Raw genomic sequence first — 17,433 nt, forward strand, 5'->3', positions numbered from 1 at the left:
GTCTTCTCCAAGGGCTTTATACAGGCTTGCACGGGTGACTCAGGCTTTTTTAGCGACCTCGCCCATGCCGATTGCTCTGGCAGCGGTATTTGGGGCGTGAATGAAGTCGGATTTGTCACCAGTAGCAGCAACTTCCGCCGCTAACCTCACACGATCAATCCGTATTTTTCCTGCCTGTTTTTTTCATTTTGTATTGCATTGAAACGAATAGTTCATTTTTTCTATAAGATTTTTGTTGCCATGCCGATATATCTGTAAAGAGATTTCCAGTTGATCTGACCTGCCAGAAAAAAATGCCTGTAAAGGCCAAAATCATATTATCAATAAAACCAATCTGGATTGATTGGTACGGTGCTGATTTGATTTAAAAAGGAGGCATTTGAGATGATTACCTTTAATTCAGCAGATTTTAAAATTTCAGCTAAAGCACCTGAAAATCTGAACTCCATCAAACAATTACCAAATTACCAGCACACAAAAATTAAGCACATAAGCGCTGCTGATAAGCAGGTAGAAGATTATACCGTAACCCTTGGGAATATGGACGTAGACATTAGGCCCTCTCAGATTATTGTTGATGGTGATGCCCTTCTGAAAGATCTTGTCGGAAAGAGTTATATTGCTTCATATGACCATACCCCCCGAATGCATGATTTGCAGACTTTGGTAAAACTGGATAGGGGGGATACATATAATGGTTTTAGTAACTTTATAAATCCAAGAGTGGATCGTGCATTAGTAGGTATCCAAAGAGCATTTCGAAGCGATACTGTCTCAGGATATGGGAGTGAAGAATGGGATGCGTTCATGACGGCAGCAGTCAAAACAGGAGGCCGGGTTGCTGATTTCATTTTGTTAACAGATAAATTAAGTGGTCAAGATCAAAAGGATTTTGTTAAATTTGCGGCAACATTATCCCCAGAGGATTTAAGCAAGTTTATGGATGCCGTGGATGTAACGGGTACGGCAGGTGAGGTGATCGGGCTTGCATCACGCATGGATGAAAATCAGCTTGGAAAGTATTTTGATGCCGTAGTACTGGCAGATGGTGAAACCAAATTATTGAATCAGGTTATCAATAAATCCGGTAATATTTCATCTGTTTTATCCGCAGTGATTAAAGCGGGTGACAAGGCCCTGACTTTTCTGGAAAGTGCCGTCCGGGTTGGAACCGAAACCCTAAATCAAATGTCTGATTATATCAACGCTTCCCGTGACGGAGAAAATATAGGTAATTTCATTGCTTTTACAAATCATGCCAAAGAAAAAGATATGGTTGCAATCATGGATCTGTCCGCAACGTTATCTTACCAAGATACATCCAGTTTATTGCTGGCTGTATCCCATCCCAAAGCAGAGGGGCAGATCGGGCGTTTGGTTGAGCAGGTATTTACCCTTCAATCCGGTCAATCGAAAGCAGATCTATCGAATTTTTTGACCATCGCCGCCCATGCAGAAAAAAATATTGGCAAATTTTTGGATGTGGCAGGAGAAATTGAGTTGTCTTTCACAAGCACTTTATCTGTGGTGGACACGGTTAATTTTCTGGAAGCAGCGAGTATGCCGGATGCTGATATTGCTAACCTGACCAAAATGGGAGAAGGCCTTTTGGGTCAAGACAGAAGTAATTTTTTTTATGCAGCCTCAAACCCAGAAATCAATGCCAGAAAACTTTTACAGGAAATAAACCTTTTGCAAGGGGCTGAGCGGTCAGAATATCTGCTTAAAATGGCAAATGATGGTTCCACAAAAATGGATGAAAACATCTATATGAAGGGACTTCTTTCCTATACGGATTATGAAAATTTTAATGCCACGGTTTCCAGCCTGAAGCCCCATGAAACAGGCACTTTTATTTCTACCGTCAGCGACCACAAGGGAGCATCCCGGTCAGATTTTCTTCAGGCAACCCGTTCGGCGGGTGAGAATGCCGATAAATTTATTTCAAAATACCTCCGATCTTCCGCGGAAGATAAAAAAAATATTTTGCAAATGTCTTCGGAGCTTAGGGGAACAAACCGGGATAATTTTATTCAGGCCACCATTACCAAAACCGGTGATGTTAACGAACTGATTGATAGGGTCCGTGAAGTCCGGGATAATAATGCCATTGGGGCAAAAGAAGAAAAACAAAAGTCGCTCACTTTGTTTTTAACCGCTGCTGGCGGGGCCGGTGCAAAGAATCTCGAAAACCTGATTTACATTGCAGGTGAGATTTTAAATGAAAATCCTTCATTATTTATTGATGAATTCAAAGAACTGGCTTTGGGGATCAAAAATGGAGACGCTGGCTCCAGAGTAGATGCGGTAATTTGATTATAACAAAAACAGGAGGCTTTTTTGGCCTGTGTGGAAAAGATTATTTGGCTGTCACCAGGCATCAATGGAATAAGTGCGGTGGTTTTTTTGGCTGCCTGATCTTTACCTGAGGCACTTTATGCCTTAGAGTATAATCATCTGCAGGTTGTTCCGTTCTGTTGAGCAACCATTCTTTTCCCCTCGGATGATCTTTTCTTCAATCCTTACCGTTAAGGAGCCAGCCATGGATGTAAAGGACTATTGCAAAGGCACAGAAATGGAACTTACCGCATGGAAAGCCAAACTGTATGATCTGACCCGGAAGCTGGACAGGCTGTCTGCGGCGGATAAGGAAAAGGTGACGGCCAATGTGGAAGATTTACATATCATTGTAGCGGAGCTGGAAGACCGTATCCATCAGCTGCGTTTCGAGTGCCCGGCGGAGTGGGCACCGGTGAAGGACAGTATTGAAAAAGGCCATGTGGATATGCGCGGTCGCTATGAAAAGACCATGGAAGAAATTGGCCGTTACGCTCCTGTTTCCATAGCAGGATAATTTGCCGGATGGCTTTTTTGTTCAGACTGTGGGCGGGTAGGTGATGAGAACCTCCCGCCTTTTTGTTTGCCCGGTACTGGCCACTCTGCCCACTTGAAAGAAGATTGAACAGGATCCGTGTGTAAGTTTGTACGAGAGGGCTCCTGCAAAGACAATCTCTCTAGCCAACCCGATTTTTGACCTGCGGCTTGTTCCTTATGATCTGCCGATAATTATTTGGATCAGAAGAAATCCTGTCTTGCCCTGCCTCTGATTTCGTGTCACCATATTCCAAACCAAATACAAATTGATGAGCAGACCCTTATCCGGACGGGAATCCTGCTTTCAGGAATCCTTTCCATTCTGCATCACGGAACGATGTTTTGTGCAGGGATGGTTCAGAGGGGCTTGAACAAAGACTGCGTATCGGATTTTATTTTTGAGTAGGTGGCGTTGTTCGCTATAAAGAGAGTTGTTTTTTTGCGTTTGTCGTCTCTGGTCCTTGGGACTGGTAGGATGAAAAGAGGGAACCCTAGAGGCAAAGGAGGGCAGTATGACAAAAAAAAGTGGCTGGGTGATCATGTTGTTTGCATCTCTGGTGCTGGGGAGCGCTACGGGGGCATGGGCGGGAAGCCGGGAAGCTTCCTTTGCTCTTTTCAAACGCTCCATTTCTCCTGTTTACCACTGGGGGCAGAACGGTTTGATAACCGTGCCCAAGGCTGTGACTCTGGGCAAGGGGAACTTCTATCTCGCCGGTTCGGCACAGGATGCGGGCAAGATTGAAGGTGACCGGCTTTTTCTGACCGCAGCAACCATTATGGCAGGAACCTCTGAAGATGTGGAGCTGGGCTATACCCGTCGCCAGTTTATCTGGGATAATCTGGATAAAACCGATCTTGAAATGGACACCTTCCATTTCAAGGCAAGGATTTTTCACATGACAGACACCTTCATTCCCCAGTTGGCGCTGGGGATTCATGCGGTTTCCCTGTCAGACAATGAATTCAACTCCTATGACGAAATTCTTTTTAATCCTTACCTTGCGGCAACGGTACAGATTCCTCTGGGTACGGAAAAGGCCATGCTTTCCCTCACCGGCGTGGCGGAAGTGCTGTATAACGAGGGTGAAACGGGGCAGGCTTTTTTCAGTGCCGGCGCCGATCTTGGATTCTGGGAGACCCTTTATCTGGTGGCAGAAATTCAGGGAATCAACCTTGATGATGGAGATCCCATTGTGAATATCGGAGCGAGGGTGAAAGCAGGGTGGTTCAGCCTTGGGGTCAGTCTCTTTAACGCGCTGGAGGATAAGTCCGGAGAGCTGGGTCAGGAAAAGGAAGACAGCCGGTACTGGATGGGGTATGCGGCCGTTGAAATTCCTCTGGGTACAATGTTGCGTGGGAAACAGGACCGCTAAAGGAGGTGGCGAATGAGAGCGTATCGGTATGCCGGGTCTCTGGCCCTCATGGTTCTGGTGATCTTGCTGGCAGGCTGTGATACACGGCCCATTCTGGGTGACCATATTATTACCCTTTATAATGCGGATCTTCAGGAGACAAAAACCTTTGCTCCCATGGACACCATGTATGTACGGGTGGCCGCTTTGGGGCCGGAAAAATATTATGCTGTCAGTGTGGTGGATGCCAGCGGCAGAACCATTTCCCGCATAGAAATGCAAAGTGATGAAGGGGGTGTGCTGGGTCCCGTTCCCCTCTGGTATGACATGGGCCTTTATAAGGAAGCCGCAGGCAGTCCCCCTGTGCTGCGTGCTCTGGATGCTGTGGATATTGAAGCATTTTATGTGACGGTGCAGAGTCTGACGGATACGCAGACCCATTTCCGTCAACCCATGTGGATACGGTTCAAGGCGGATCCGGCTCAGACAGGAAATCCCAGACCCGTAGTGTATGCAGCCTATTGTGAAAACAATGATCCCCAGGGCAGCTGCTATCCGGAGAATGCCTTTGAAGAATCGGGAAGCCGTAAGGAAGATGGTATCAGTGCCAGTGATAAAACGAAAATTTATGTGGAAGCCCGGCGTATCCCCCAGAGGGTCGGCCCCAGGGATATTACCCATGTGGATTTTTATGTACTTCCCTTCAGTGGTGCCTTTCTGGAGGATCGGGCCGTGCTCAGGGACTACATTGTGAAAAAAGAAAATGTGGCCGTAGGGCAGGATGGAGAAATCGGGCCAACCCTTCTCTGGAATCTGGATGACCCCCCGTCCAATCCACAGGTCATCAATCCGGGGCAGGATAATATGGCCTATATGATCGTGATGGATGTGGATCAGAACGGCCGTTTTGATCTGGGGGTGGACACCACCCGGGATGGACTGGTGGATGATTACATTGACGGCATTGATGGCATGGGGGTTCCGGGTTTTATCATTCAGAATACCCCGGCCAATGATACCTTCATTACCATTCGGGATGAAGAGGGCAGGGCTGTAAATGCCATTCCGGACAAACAGGCGGAGCCGAAACACCTTTATTTCAATATGGATAATATCGCACTGCCTGCTGGTTTTACCCTGGCCACCGATACCATCCGTATCCATCTGATTGAGGCCGAGAATAATGACCTTCAAAATTTAGACCCTATTCCTGCTGATTCGCGTGCTGGCCCGGTGCCAGCTGTTTCCGTAGAGCCGGCTTCCGGACTTCGTCTGCTTCCCTATGCAGAAGACATTCCTTTGCTGAATACCAGGGCTGTGGCTGCTGATGTATATACCTATGGTACTTTGCCTTTAGGAGCGGACAGGCTTCTTGACATCGTTGTGGATCTGGATGGGAATAACGTGTTTAACACGGGTGACCTGCATCTTAGGGGTGCTGTGACCATGGTTTATGTGGAGCCGAATCCGGAGTATGAGACCCACCTGAATATGGCGGGTACGGCCCCTTCCATCTATTTTGATGAAAGCGGAACCCTGAACGGCAATACCAGAGTGTACATGAAGGTGACGGATATGCCTGCTGGGGCAGCCCCCTATGATGTGTATGTGGTGCCACGCAGGGACTGGGCAGACGGGAACACGGTTTCCGGCAGAGAGCTTTTTGTGGTGGAAGGTCTTCAGGGCAACGGTGTTTTTGAGATCTGGGATCTTGACACTGCCCACAGGGTGATCAATCCCGGACCGGATAGCAATACCTATGATCTGGTCATCGACAGAAACCGCAATGGCCGTTTTGATGCGGCAGGGGATGCTGTGATCCGCATCGTGATTCTGAACACAGAGGCCAACACCTACCCCAGAGTTGCCTATGCCAACATTGCATCCGGCGGTGTCTTCGGTAACACCCGGCAACAGCACTGGACCCTGTACTCGGAATTCTGTGATTACAGGGATGTGTTCCGTGTGGACGGTGGAGGGACCAATCCCACAGGTGGTGGTTACGGGGTAAAGGCCGTATTCAATCCCTACTTCAAGTGGTTTTCCAATCCCGGTCCGGAGCGGGAGCTGGAAGGGATTTACCATGGCCTTTTCGTGGATGTCTATATCGTGGATGCGGATACTTTTGACCTCACGCGTTTTGGCCGTGCCGGTGAACTCAATGACACGGTGGATGTCCGGGGCCGTAAATCCACCATTGCCATTCAGCCCTCCTGTTATAACGGAGCCGGTATGATGACCATATGGAGGGCTCCCCTGAAAAGAGGGCGCTACTATGTGATCGTGGATGTGGACAGAAACGGCAGGATAGTGGAAGGCCGGGATATCATTGATGCGGTGAACTTCAGGGGAGAGTCCATTCTGGATGACCCGGCTATTGTCGGTTTTTCCGTGGAATAGCTCATAGGGATTTTCCCGGATCTTTCCCTGCCTCCAGCGCCGGAGAGCAGGGGAAAGGTTCCCGGATGCCGGGCGGTGATGGAAACGATGTTTTTTTGCATCCTAACTATTTACGTTGCGACAAATAGAGCCTATTGTATTGGCACTTCTCTCCGTTCCCTTCAGTGGCACGGTGTTTTCCCTTTCTTTCACCCATGTACCAAAGGAGCCAGCCATGGATGTAAAGGACTATTGCAAAGGCACAGAAATGGAACTTACCGCATGGAAAGCCAAACTGTATGATCTGACCCGGAAGCTGGACAGGCTGTCTGCGGCGGATAAGGAAAAGGTGACGGCCAATGTGGAAGATTTACATATCATTGTAGCGGAGCTGGAAGACCGTATCCATCAGCTGCGTTTCGAGTGCCCGGCGGAGTGGGCACCGGTGAAGGACAGTATTGAAAAAGGCCATGTGGATATGCGCGGTCGCTATGAAAAGACCATGGAAGAAATTGGCCGTTACGCTCCTGTTTCCATAGCAGGATAATTTGCCGGATGGCTTTTTTGTTCAGACTGTGGGCGGGTAGGTGATGAGAACCTCCCGCCTTTTTTGATGGCGCAGCACGTATGGATTTCATGAAAGGAGCACCCATGGATCTTGCCATTCCGGAAAAGCCTCTGCTGGTTACGGGGGCAACGGGTTATATAGGGGGGAGGTTGGTGCCCCTTTTGCTGTCCAGAGGGTTCAAAGTCCGGGCCCTTTCCAGATCTTTGAGAAAAATGCATGCCCGGCCCTGGAGCAATCATCCCAATGTGGAGCTTTTCGCCTGCGATCTCATGGATGGCCCGGCTCTGGAAAAGGCAGTCGAAGGCTGCTCCGGTGCCTGGTATCTGGTACATTCCATGGAGGGAGATTCGTCCGGTTTTGCCGCAAGGGAAGAAAAAACGGCAAAGAATATGGTGCAGGCCGCGGAAAAGGCCTGCTTGGAACGGATCGTCTATTTGAGTGGCCTTGGGGATGAAAAGGACCCCCATCTCAGTTCACACCTGAAAAGCAGGCATGCCGTTGCAAGGATCCTTACTTCCGGAAAAACACCGGTCACCGTTCTCCGGGCAGCCATGGTGCTGGGTTCGGGAAGTGCATCCTTTGAAATTCTGCGCTATCTGGTGGATCGTCTTCCCTTTATGCTGACGCCAAAGTGGATACGGACCGCCTGCCAGCCCATCGGCATAGGCAATACCCTGGAGTATCTGGTGGGGGCCATGGTGCATCCGGATATGGGCGGGCAAAGCTTTGATATCGGCGGTCCGGACGTCTTAAGTTATCAGGATTTGATGCAGCTCTATGCGGACGAGGCCGGATTGAAAAGGCGGATCATTATCCCCGTACCTTTTCAGACTCCGGGCCTTTCAGCCTTCTGGGTGCATCTGGTCTGTCCCCTTCCCGCAGGCATTGCCAAGCCCCTTGCAGAAGGTCTTCGAAATCCTGTGGTCTGCGGGGATATGCGCATTGCCGGGCTGATTCCCCAGAAGCTTCTGTCCTGCAGGGAAGCCATCCGTGAGGCCATCCGCAAGGTGGCCCAGGAAGAGGTGGAAACCCGCTGGTCCGATGCGGGAAAACTCCTTCCACCGGAATGGGTGCAGTGTACGGACCCTTCCTACAGCGGCGGCACCATTCTGGACTGCTGCTACAAGGTGAAAATCCGGGGAAATCCCGAAAACATCTGGCAGAAGGTGACATCCATTGGTGGTAAAAATGGATGGTATTACGGGGATATTCTCTGGCGTATCCGGGGGCGCTGGGATCAGATCACAGGGGGCGTGGGCCTGCGCCGGGGACGCCGACATCCGGAGGAGCTTCTGGTGGGGGATGCCTTAGATTTCTGGCGGGTTCTTGATGTGAAATCCCATGATCGCCTGCTGCTTCTGGCGGAGATGCGTCTTCCCGGCGAAGCCCTGCTGGAATTTCGTATGAAAGATCTTGGGGATGGTCATTGTGAACTGCAGCAGATGTCCCGCTTTCTTCCCAAAGGGCTGTTGGGCATTGTCTACTGGTATGCCCTGCTTCCTTTTCATCATCTGATTTTTAAAGGCATGCTGAGCCGTATGGCAGAAGCTGCCGGAAAACCCGCTGGCAGTGTTCAGGCCTTTTCCTATGACTGGAAAGCCCTTGTGTGTACTTATGATGAGTGAGGGCTGCTCTGTTGGGCTTTTACAAGATAAATATTTGTCGTAATTATTCAGAACAGTTTATTCCGAACTGCCAATGCTGTCATTGCAGCCGCTTCGTACTGTTGCAAGGCTCCGTGGCTATTTGCAAGTGACATTGCAATCGTTTCGGATCAGAGCTTTGAAGGCCTGTGCGAAAGAAGCGGCAAACTGTCTGAGCCGCCACAAAGGCAGCGTGCTTACGCCTGCTATGGTAATCAAAAAGCTTATCCTGCCTGTGGCGGTGAGTTTTTGCCGCTTCCGCGCAGGGCAAGAAGCTCTACGAATAAGATTGCGTCACAGGCAAATAGTCTGGGGCCTGTGCATCTTGTCTTGCAGGTAAGGTACTTGGAAAACTGTGCTGAACAGTTACTATTTGTCTACGTATACAGCACATTTTATTCTACAATTCAGATATTGTAATCTCAGCAGCTTTGCGTCACGGGCAAATAGTCCGGGTGCCTGTGAACTTGCCTGACAGCTATGGTCCTTAGCCAGCAAAGATATTGCTGAACAATTCTTTGCTGCCGGACAAGGAGAGAATATGGATGCTGCCATTGAAAGCAGAAGCATGGAAGACATGGACGAAAACCCGGTGCCGCTGGTTTTGGCTTCAGGTCTCTGCCGTTTTTACGGCAGAAAGGGTGCGGAGCTGAAGGCACTGGACCATGTGGATCTTACGGTGAACCGGGGAAATTTTGTACTGCTGAAGGGACGCAGCGGTTCAGGGAAAACCACGCTTTTGTCTCTGCTTGCCGGTCTGGACAGGCCGGATGCGGGCAGCCTGAGGGTAGGGGATTATGACCTGTCTCCGGGAAAAAATCCGGATCTGGATACCTTTCGCCGTCACGGTGTGGGGGTGATTTTTCAGTCCTTTAATCTTCTGCCCACCTTGAGGGCCGTGGAGAATGTCATGCTTCCTTCGCTTCTGGCAGGCTGCAAACAAGGGGCTGCACAGAAAAGGGCAGGGGATCTTCTCAAATCCCTCGGCATGGGGCCGCGCATGCATCATCTGCCTGCGGAACTTTCAGGCGGTGAGATGCAGCGGGTGGCCATAGCAAGGGCCCTTGTGAACGAACCGGATCTGCTGCTGGCCGACGAACCTACTGGCAATCTGGATGAAAGCAATGCCATGGCTGTTATCACTCTTCTGTCGGATCTGGTGAAAAAAGGGGCCACCCTTGTCATGGCTACCCACAGTGACATGGCAGATCCCTTTGCCAGCCATATAATTCACCTGATGGATGGCAGGGTTTCTGACGCAAGGCCTGATCCTTTGGCGTCGGCGGCCTCTTTTGTAAAAGGAGCCGCCCCTTATACGGATACCCTCACCACCTCCATTCAGGGCATGAAGCCATGAAGTTTTTTTTCTTTCTTCTTTTCCGTATTTCTCTGCGTCATCTGCTGCGGCAGAAACTGAGAACCTTTGCGGCCCTTCTGGCCATTGCTCTGGGAGCCTCCGTCTTTTCCAGTGTGCGCATGGCCATTGACGGAGCAGGGGAGAGTTTCTCCTCATCCGTCACACAGGTAACGGGCCGGGCGGATTATCACCTGACCGCCGGACCGGAAGGCATACCGGAAGAGCTGATGGCGGATTTCCTGCATCATCCGGATGTGCTTGCGGCGGCTCCCTTTTCTTCTGTTTATGTGCTGCCGGACAGACAAGACAAGCAAGGAGAACGCCCTTTTCTGCTCATGGGGCTGGATCCTTTTCTGGATACCTCCTTTCGGCAGTGGGAGCCTGTGTCTTCCGAAGAAGATTCTGGCGGAATTTCCGAACTGGTGACAAGGCCCGGTGCCATGCTTGTGACCCGTAGTCTTGCCCGAAGGCTGGATCTTGGCCGTGGAGACAGTCTGCGGATTCTCCACGGAGGAAAACCCGCCGATATGTTTGTGGCAGGGATTCTGGAGGAAAAGGGGCTGGCTCTGGCCGAGGGCGGAGGGCTGGCTCTTTGCGATATGGCCACCTTTCAGGAAAGTACGGGCCGCTATGGCCTTGTGGATCGCATGGATCTGAGGCTGCATGCAGGGGCGGATATAATGGCTCTGGAAGCCATGCTGCCTTCAGGGGTACAGATGCAGCCTGCCACAGCTTTCAGGGATACGGGCCTTTCCATGGTAAAGGCCTATCGCATGAATCTTCTGGTGATGGGTTTTGTCTCTCTTTTTGTGGGTATGTTTCTTGTTTACAGCGTGGTGGCCCTCAATGCCGCATCCCGAAGCCGGGAGGTGGCCATGCTCCGGGCCATGGGCGCTGCAAAGGCATCCATATTTTTGCTTTTTATTACAGAAGGTCTGCTGTTGGGGATCATGGGCTGGCTTTTTTCTCTGCCCCTTACCCTCTTGGCGTATCCCTTTTTGCAGGATGGAGTTGGAAAAACCCTTGAGACCCTTTTCTTTGGAAAGGGTGTGGCAGCCCATGCCTTTAGATTTCAGGATCTCTGGCTGACCCTTGCGCTGACCCTTTTTGTGGCCGCCATCGCGGCTCTGTATCCCGCACTTCAGGCCACGTCCGTATCAGCGAAAAGGGCCATGGCGGCAAGGGATTTTTCCGTCAGAAAACCCGGTGCAGGAAAGCCTGCTGTTCTGGCGGGTCTTGGGCTTCTGGCCGCAGTTCCCCTTTTTGCAGGACTGCCTGCACTGGATGGCCTGCCCATGGGCGGATATCTGGCAGCCTTTTCCCTTTTCGGCGGAACGGCTTTGATTCTGCCCTGGGTATTGGCCCGTCTGGGGCCGGGCATGGCCCTTTTTCTGGGACGCCGTTTCGGTGTTTCTGCCTTTCTGGCGGCAAGGCAGTTTCGGGAAAGTGGTGGCCGTATTGCTCTGGCAGCAGGTGCCCTGACAACGGCCGTTGCCCTTTTTGTGGCCCTTTCCCTGATGATTACAAGTTTCCGTGAAACCGTGCGTCTCTGGGTAGACCAGAGTATCAGCGGGGATCTTTTCATCCGAAGTAAAATGGCAGAGTTAAATGATTACCGCTATCCCCTTTCCGCAGAGCTTGTGGCTCAAATAGAAAAACTGCCTTCATGGGATGCCTTGGGTTACCGCAGGGTGAAACTTGAAAAAGATGGCCTTGTTTTTGATCTGGAAGCCATGGATATGGATATTCTTTCCCGCTACGGTGGTTTTCTCGATGTCACCGGCAATTCTTCCGATGCATATTTTTATTCCGGCCATGGACCCATTCCCCTTCTGGTATCGGAACCGGCTCTGCATCTCCACGGGCTGGATAAGGGGCAGATACTCGATTTTTATGTGGACGGAGTTTTCCTGCCGTTTGAGGTAAAAGCCATTGTCCGGGATTTTCGTACCCGGACACTTGCCCTTTCCTGTGACATGGAGGCCCTTGAGAATCAAACGGGAAATCAGGAAATTTCAGGGATGCGCCTTTTCTATAATAAGAGTTCCGGTGACGGAGGGCAGGAAAAGGACCTTGCCCTTGAACTTTTAAGAAATCAGCTTCTAAAAGATTACGGAGACAGCGTGGATGTGGTGGCAGGTCTTTCTTTGAGAAATGCCGTTTTGGATATTTTCGATGAAACCTTTGCCGTGACCTTTGTTCTTCTGGCCATGGCCCTTGGCATAGCAGGGCTTGGCATAGCCACCACCATGACCCTGCGGGTGATGGTGGAAAGGGTGGAGCTTCTGACTCTGAGAAGCCTTGGGGCTTCTGCTTTTCAGGTGCGGTCCATGGTACGCTGGGAGGCAGGGCTGCTTCTGGCCTTCTCCCTTGTGGCCGGGCTTGCCTGCGGCTTTGTGCTTTCTTATCTCCTTATCCATGGCATCAATAAACAGTCCTTTGGCTGGACCTTTTTATTTGCTCTGGATGGTATGAATCTTTTGGCAGGGATTCTGATGATTTTTCTTGCGGGAATGCTGGCGGCAGGCCCTGCCATGGCCCTTGCCCTGCGGGGGTCTCCGGCGGAAGCCCTCCGGGAGGGAGCTTCATGAAAAAGTTTAAGGTTTTTCTTCTTGTTTTTTTTTCGCTCTGTATTTTTCCCTTCTTTGTCTCCGCCGGGGATTTTCCCCGGGTGGACGGACCCTGCGGGCTGGTTTTTCCCAAAGATCATGGTCCCCATCCGGATTTTCGTACGGAATGGTGGTATTATACCGGTAACCTCACGACGGATACGGGGCGGCACTTTGGTTATCAGCTCACCTTTTTCCGTTCCCGCCTTGGGCCACCGGATCGTTTTGCACAGCCTGAAAAGCCTTCTTTTTGGCGGACAGAAGAAATATGGATGGCCCATGGGGCTGTTTCCGATATGGAGGGCAGAAGACATTTCCATGCCAGCCGTCTGATGCGGCCAGAACCGGGGATGGTTTTATGGGGCATGGAGGATGCCGCCTTTTTTATCCATATGGGCGAGTGGACAATGAACCTTGGGGAAAAAAAGCAGCACCTTGCACTTGTGGAGCATGATTTTGCCTTTTCCTTTGAGCTTGAGCCTGAAAAACCCCTTATACTGCATGGCGATGGGGGTTATTCCCTTAAGGGAAATGCTCCGGAGAGGGCCAGTTGTTATTATTCCTTCACCCGTCTGAAAACCCGTGGCAGCATAATACTGGGGGAAGAAAAGTATGGGCTTGAAGGTTTGTCCTGGATGGATCATGAGTTTTCATCGGAACCTCTGGACCCCGATGCCGTGGGCTGGGACTGGTTTTCCATTCAGCTTTCCGACGCTTATGATCTCATGTTTTTTCAGGTGCGTGCAAAGGACGGTTCTGCTCTGATTTACTCAGGAACCCTTGTGGACCCTGAAGGAAAAAGTGTTTCAATCCCCATGGAAGATGTGGCATTATCTGTTCAAAGTACCTGGCGCAGCCCGGAATCCGGGGCTGTTTATCCGGTGGCCTGGCGATTGCAGCTGCCCTCTGTGGATCTGGATCTTTACTTTGAGACGCCCCTTAAGGATCAGGAAATGCGTCCGCAGGACAGCCCCGGCAGTGTCATTTACTGGGAGGGCAGCATCCTTGTTTCCGGAACCCGCAAGGGAAAAGCCCTGACGGGAAAAGGCTATGCCGAACTGACGGGGTATGCGGGATCCATGGCCGGAAGGCTGTAGGGTAACTTTTGAGCCACTGTAAGTTATTCTGCGCTAAGACTCCCTTGTATATGTTGTTTTCAGTGCTATTTGTCTGGGAATGGTCACAATTGTCAGGCAGATGCACAGACACCCCGGCCGTTTGTCCGTGACCCAATCCGGTACGGAAGCTGAAAAACCCAAGCCCTTTACGGGAACAAAAATGCCTATGGATCTTGAGTGCCGGATTCTGAGAGTCCTTTGCCCTGTGCGGAAGCGGCCAAAACTTCCCGTCACGGCAGGATGAGCTTTTTGATTAGCATAGCAGGCGTAAGCATGCTGCCTTTGTGGCGGCTCAGGCAGTTTGCCGCTTCCGCACAGGCCTGCGAAACTCTGCTCCGAAAGGATTGCCATGTCACTTGCAAACAGCCGGGGTGTCTTGCGCCGGGGCTACGTTACTGGGATTTCATAATAATGCACTATCAACAAAAAAATTGTGTGGCCCTGCAACCGCCTGGCAGGCATGCCCGTTAATAAGTGAAAATAGTATTATAGTACATTTTTCTAGAATCCACCTTGTCCGTAAGGAAGGTTTGCATGTCTCATCCATCCTATCTGCCCCAGGATCTGGAGTCTCTTTTGAAGGGCCTTGAAAGGCGTATAGCTGATATTTCCCAAGTTTTGGAAAAGGGTCAAAAAGATCTGGACAAGGAAGATCTTCTGCGCCTGCAAGCCTGGGATGTGGCCGATACGGGTCTCTGTGTTGTGGATGAAGCCGGGCATTTTGTGGACGTAAACCCTGCCTATACCCGTATCTATGGATATGATCGGGACGAGCTGCTTGCCCGGCACTTTACCCTTGTTCTTCCCGAAGAGAAAAAAGAGACCGCCCGTCGGGCTCTGGCCCGCTTTTTTGACATGGGGGAGGAGCCACCCATGGAGTGGGAGGTGCGGCATAAAGACGGGCGACCCCTGCGAATTTTGGCAACGGCAGGTCTTTTGAAAGATGAGGCTGGAAAGCGCTATAAAATTACCAGTGTTATGGATGTAACCGAGGCACGCAGAAACAGGGATTTGCAGCTTCGTCTAGGCCGTATTTTTGAAAGTCTTCAGGAAGAGATTTTTCTTCTGGATCCGGCAACCTTCCTTTTTCAGGATGCTAATGCCAGTGCCCTTCAGAATTGCGGATATGATTTGGGCGCTCTGCGGAGCATGCATGCCTGGGATCTGTTTATGGGTATGGCAGAGGGCGATTTCCGGGATGTCATCGGAGATTTGAGCGAGGGCAGAGAGTGCGGTCGTGTTGTGACAGCCCATATCTGCAGGAAAGATAAAACCTGCTATGAAGCGGAACTTCGGTTGCAGTACATCCAGGCGGAGGATACCTCTGTTTATGCCATGATGGTCAGAGATATCACCTTATCCATGCAGACCCTTCGGGCACTTCAGGAGAGCGAGGAAACCCTTTCGGAAGCCCAGCAGGTGGCGGGTATCGGCAGTTGGAAAATGGAAAGGGGAACGGGCGTGCTCCGCTGGAGCCGCCAGATGTTCCGAAATATGAAAATGCCGGATGATGATGCCGATCCTGATTTTGGTGTTTTTCTGAAGCAGGTTCCGGAAACGGATCACCCCCGTATTCAGGCAGCGGTGGATGCGGCATGGAATGAAGGCAGGGCTTTTCATCTGGAGCATGGTGTACGGGTTGGGGGAGAGCTCCGTATTTTTTCCGTGAACGGCCGGGCGGTGACGGATGGTCAGGGCCAGGTGATGCGCCTTGTGGGAACATCTCAGGACATTACGGAAAATAAAAAGGTGCAAGCAGAGCTGCATAAGCTCACCATGGCCATTGAACAAAGTACCAATGTGGTTTTTATCACGGACCGTCATGGAACCATTGAGTATGTGAATAAGGTTTTTGAGAGGGTTACGGGTTATGTGCGGGAGGAAGTGATAGGGCAGAACCCGAGAATTCTGGCATCCGGAGAAACAAGACCGGAAACCTATGCCTCTCTCTGGGAAACCATTCTGTCCGGTCACACATGGCGTGGAGATTTTAAAAACAAGACCAAAAACGGGTCCTTTTACTGGGGCAAAGGGTTGATTTCGCCGGTGCGGGGTCATACGGGTGAAATAGTCAATTTTCTGGCCATTCAGGAAGACACTACGGAAAAAAAACAGGCAGAAGAGCGGGCTCTTTATCTGGAAACCTATGATGTGCAGACCGGGCTTCTGAACAGAGACAGCTTTATCCGCAGGTTGAGCGAGGAGTTTTCCGGCAGGGGCGTTGGGATGCTTATTGATATTGACGGTTTCAAGCTGATCAATGACCAGATTGGCTATGCAAGGGGCGATGGGGTTTTACGGAGGCTGATCCGCATGGTCCGACAGACCCTTGAGGCCCGGCTGGTACCCGAAAGCTGGTTCATGGGTCGTTTCGGCGGGGATCAGATGGCACTTTTTGTCCGGAACATGGGGGGAGCCGAAGCTCTTGCTCTGGGTGAGGAGATCCGTAGCCGGGTGGAAAGTGGCCGGTTTGAAGAAGGGGGTGTGCGCGTCACCGTGTCGGCAGGACTGGCTCTGATTCCGGAGCATGCGGGTGATGGGGTTACCTTTCTGGCGGTTCTGGATGCAGCCCTTGGAAAAGCCAAGGAATTTGGTAAGAACCGATGCCGTATTTTTGTCCCGGAAGATCGGGAAGGCGAACTCAAGCGGGCCACTTTCTATCAGAAGCAGAGAATTCTGGATGCACTGGCCTCTGATCGTTTCGATGTCTGGTATCAGCCCATCATGCGGTTGTCCGACCGCAGCATCGCACACTATGAGGCACTGGTACGGCTTCGGGAGCCAGACGGAAGAATGGTGCTGCCCGGAGCCTTTATCCAGGCAGCGGAGCGCCATGGACTGGTGGGCTCCATTGATCGTGTGGTGGCGGGAAAAACCTTTGTCTGTCAGGCCGGTCTGAAAAAAAGGGGACGAATTGTTTCCTTTTCCATGAATCTTTCCGGCAGGGATCTCGCCGATGCGGGAATGGCATCCTTTATGAAAAGAAGCATCCTGGAAAGTGGTGCGGATCCCGGTCAGCTGATTTTTGAGATTACGGAAACGGCCGCCATTCAGGATATGGACAGGGCGCTGGACTTTATTCGTCAGATGAAAGCCCTTGGTTGCCGTTTTTCTCTGGATGATTTTGGAGTTGGTTTTACAAGCTTTGTTTACCTGCGGGAGCTGGGTGTTGATTTTATCAAGATTGATGGTTCCTTTATCCGAAAGCTCCATGAACGGCAGGAAGACCGTAGTGTGGTCCGTGCCATCGTGCAGATGGCACGGGAAATGGGCATTCAAACCGTAGCTGAGTTTGTGGAGCAGGCAGAAACCATGAAATTGCTCACGGACTTTGGTGTGGATTATGGACAGGGCTTTCTCATTGGAAAGCCCGCACCCTTCGGTTCGGCTTCGTCCATTACCATTGGCAGGCAGGAGTTAGGGTAGCTGGTTTTCCAGGGGCAAGGTTTGTCGGGGCATATACCCGGTGACAGGGAAACCGTGCGGCTTCCTGTCATCGGCATCATGTATCCGGCAGCCAGCTGGTTTCGGGC

At 51.0% G+C, this 17,433-nt stretch carries 10 protein-coding genes; all 10 read left to right on the top strand.

The window, feature by feature from the left end:
• The first annotated feature begins 384 nt into the window (after positions 1-384).
• Positions 385-2,316, top strand: coding sequence for a hypothetical protein (locus tag OOT00_RS10950; protein WP_265425418.1), 1,932 nt, complete (start codon positions 385-387; stop codon positions 2,314-2,316).
• 226 nt (positions 2,317-2,542) lie between these two features.
• Entirely contained in the window at positions 2,543-2,854 is a 312-nt protein-coding gene (locus OOT00_RS10955; RefSeq protein ID WP_265425419.1) for a hypothetical protein, read from the top strand.
• Between the two features lie 532 nt (positions 2,855-3,386).
• A complete protein-coding gene (locus tag OOT00_RS10960) occupies positions 3,387-4,247 on the top strand; it encodes a hypothetical protein (protein WP_265425420.1) in 861 nt (286 codons plus the stop codon).
• 12 nt (positions 4,248-4,259) lie between these two features.
• Positions 4,260-6,626, top strand: a complete 2,367-nt coding sequence (locus OOT00_RS10965) for a hypothetical protein (protein WP_265425421.1) — start codon at positions 4,260-4,262, stop codon at positions 6,624-6,626.
• A gap of 214 nt (positions 6,627-6,840) precedes the next feature.
• On the top strand, positions 6,841-7,152 hold the full coding sequence (locus tag OOT00_RS10970; RefSeq protein ID WP_265425419.1) for a hypothetical protein: 312 nt from the start codon (positions 6,841-6,843) through the stop codon (positions 7,150-7,152).
• Positions 7,153-7,256: 104 nt separating this feature from the next.
• Positions 7,257-8,798 carry an SDR family oxidoreductase gene (locus tag OOT00_RS10975; RefSeq protein ID WP_265425422.1) on the top strand — a complete coding sequence of 514 codons (1,542 nt, stop codon included), beginning with the start codon at positions 7,257-7,259 and terminating at the stop codon, positions 8,796-8,798.
• A gap of 559 nt (positions 8,799-9,357) precedes the next feature.
• Positions 9,358-10,173, top strand: coding sequence for an ABC transporter ATP-binding protein (locus tag OOT00_RS10980; RefSeq protein ID WP_265425423.1), 816 nt, complete (start codon positions 9,358-9,360; stop codon positions 10,171-10,173).
• Positions 10,170-12,764 (top strand): FtsX-like permease family protein, encoded by a 2,595-nt coding sequence (locus tag OOT00_RS10985; RefSeq protein WP_265425424.1) that lies wholly within the window; start codon positions 10,170-10,172, stop codon positions 12,762-12,764. Before OOT00_RS10980 ends, OOT00_RS10985 begins: the two co-directional genes overlap by 4 nt.
• Positions 12,761-13,879 carry a lipocalin-like domain-containing protein gene (locus OOT00_RS10990; protein ID WP_265425425.1) on the top strand — a complete coding sequence of 373 codons (1,119 nt, stop codon included), beginning with the start codon at positions 12,761-12,763 and terminating at the stop codon, positions 13,877-13,879. The genes OOT00_RS10985 and OOT00_RS10990 overlap by 4 nt, the downstream gene beginning before the upstream one ends.
• 555 nt (positions 13,880-14,434) lie before the next feature.
• A complete protein-coding gene (locus tag OOT00_RS10995; protein WP_265425426.1) occupies positions 14,435-17,326 on the top strand; it encodes a sensor domain-containing protein in 2,892 nt (963 codons plus the stop codon).
• Positions 17,327-17,433: the final 107 nt, after the last annotated feature.

This window comes from Desulfobotulus pelophilus (genome assembly GCF_026155325.1).
GTDB lineage: Bacteria > Desulfobacterota > Desulfobacteria > Desulfobacterales > ASO4-4 > Desulfobotulus > Desulfobotulus pelophilus.

Bases quoted from the DNA above. Each gene is read 5' to 3' on its own strand.
- OOT00_RS10950 (WP_265425418.1), top strand. From the start codon at position 385: ATGATTACCTTTAATTCAGCAGATTTTAAAATTTCAGCTAAAGCACCT.
- OOT00_RS10955 (WP_265425419.1), top strand. From the start codon at position 2,543: ATGGATGTAAAGGACTATTGCAAAGGCACAGAAATGGAACTTACCGCA.
- OOT00_RS10960 (WP_265425420.1), top strand. From the start codon at position 3,387: ATGACAAAAAAAAGTGGCTGGGTGATCATGTTGTTTGCATCTCTGGTG.
- OOT00_RS10965 (WP_265425421.1), top strand. From the start codon at position 4,260: ATGAGAGCGTATCGGTATGCCGGGTCTCTGGCCCTCATGGTTCTGGTG.
- OOT00_RS10970 (WP_265425419.1), top strand. From the start codon at position 6,841: ATGGATGTAAAGGACTATTGCAAAGGCACAGAAATGGAACTTACCGCA.
- OOT00_RS10975 (WP_265425422.1), top strand. From the start codon at position 7,257: ATGGATCTTGCCATTCCGGAAAAGCCTCTGCTGGTTACGGGGGCAACG.
- OOT00_RS10980 (WP_265425423.1), top strand. From the start codon at position 9,358: ATGGATGCTGCCATTGAAAGCAGAAGCATGGAAGACATGGACGAAAAC.
- OOT00_RS10985 (WP_265425424.1), top strand. From the start codon at position 10,170: ATGAAGTTTTTTTTCTTTCTTCTTTTCCGTATTTCTCTGCGTCATCTG.
- OOT00_RS10990 (WP_265425425.1), top strand. From the start codon at position 12,761: ATGAAAAAGTTTAAGGTTTTTCTTCTTGTTTTTTTTTCGCTCTGTATT.
- OOT00_RS10995 (WP_265425426.1), top strand. From the start codon at position 14,435: ATGTCTCATCCATCCTATCTGCCCCAGGATCTGGAGTCTCTTTTGAAG.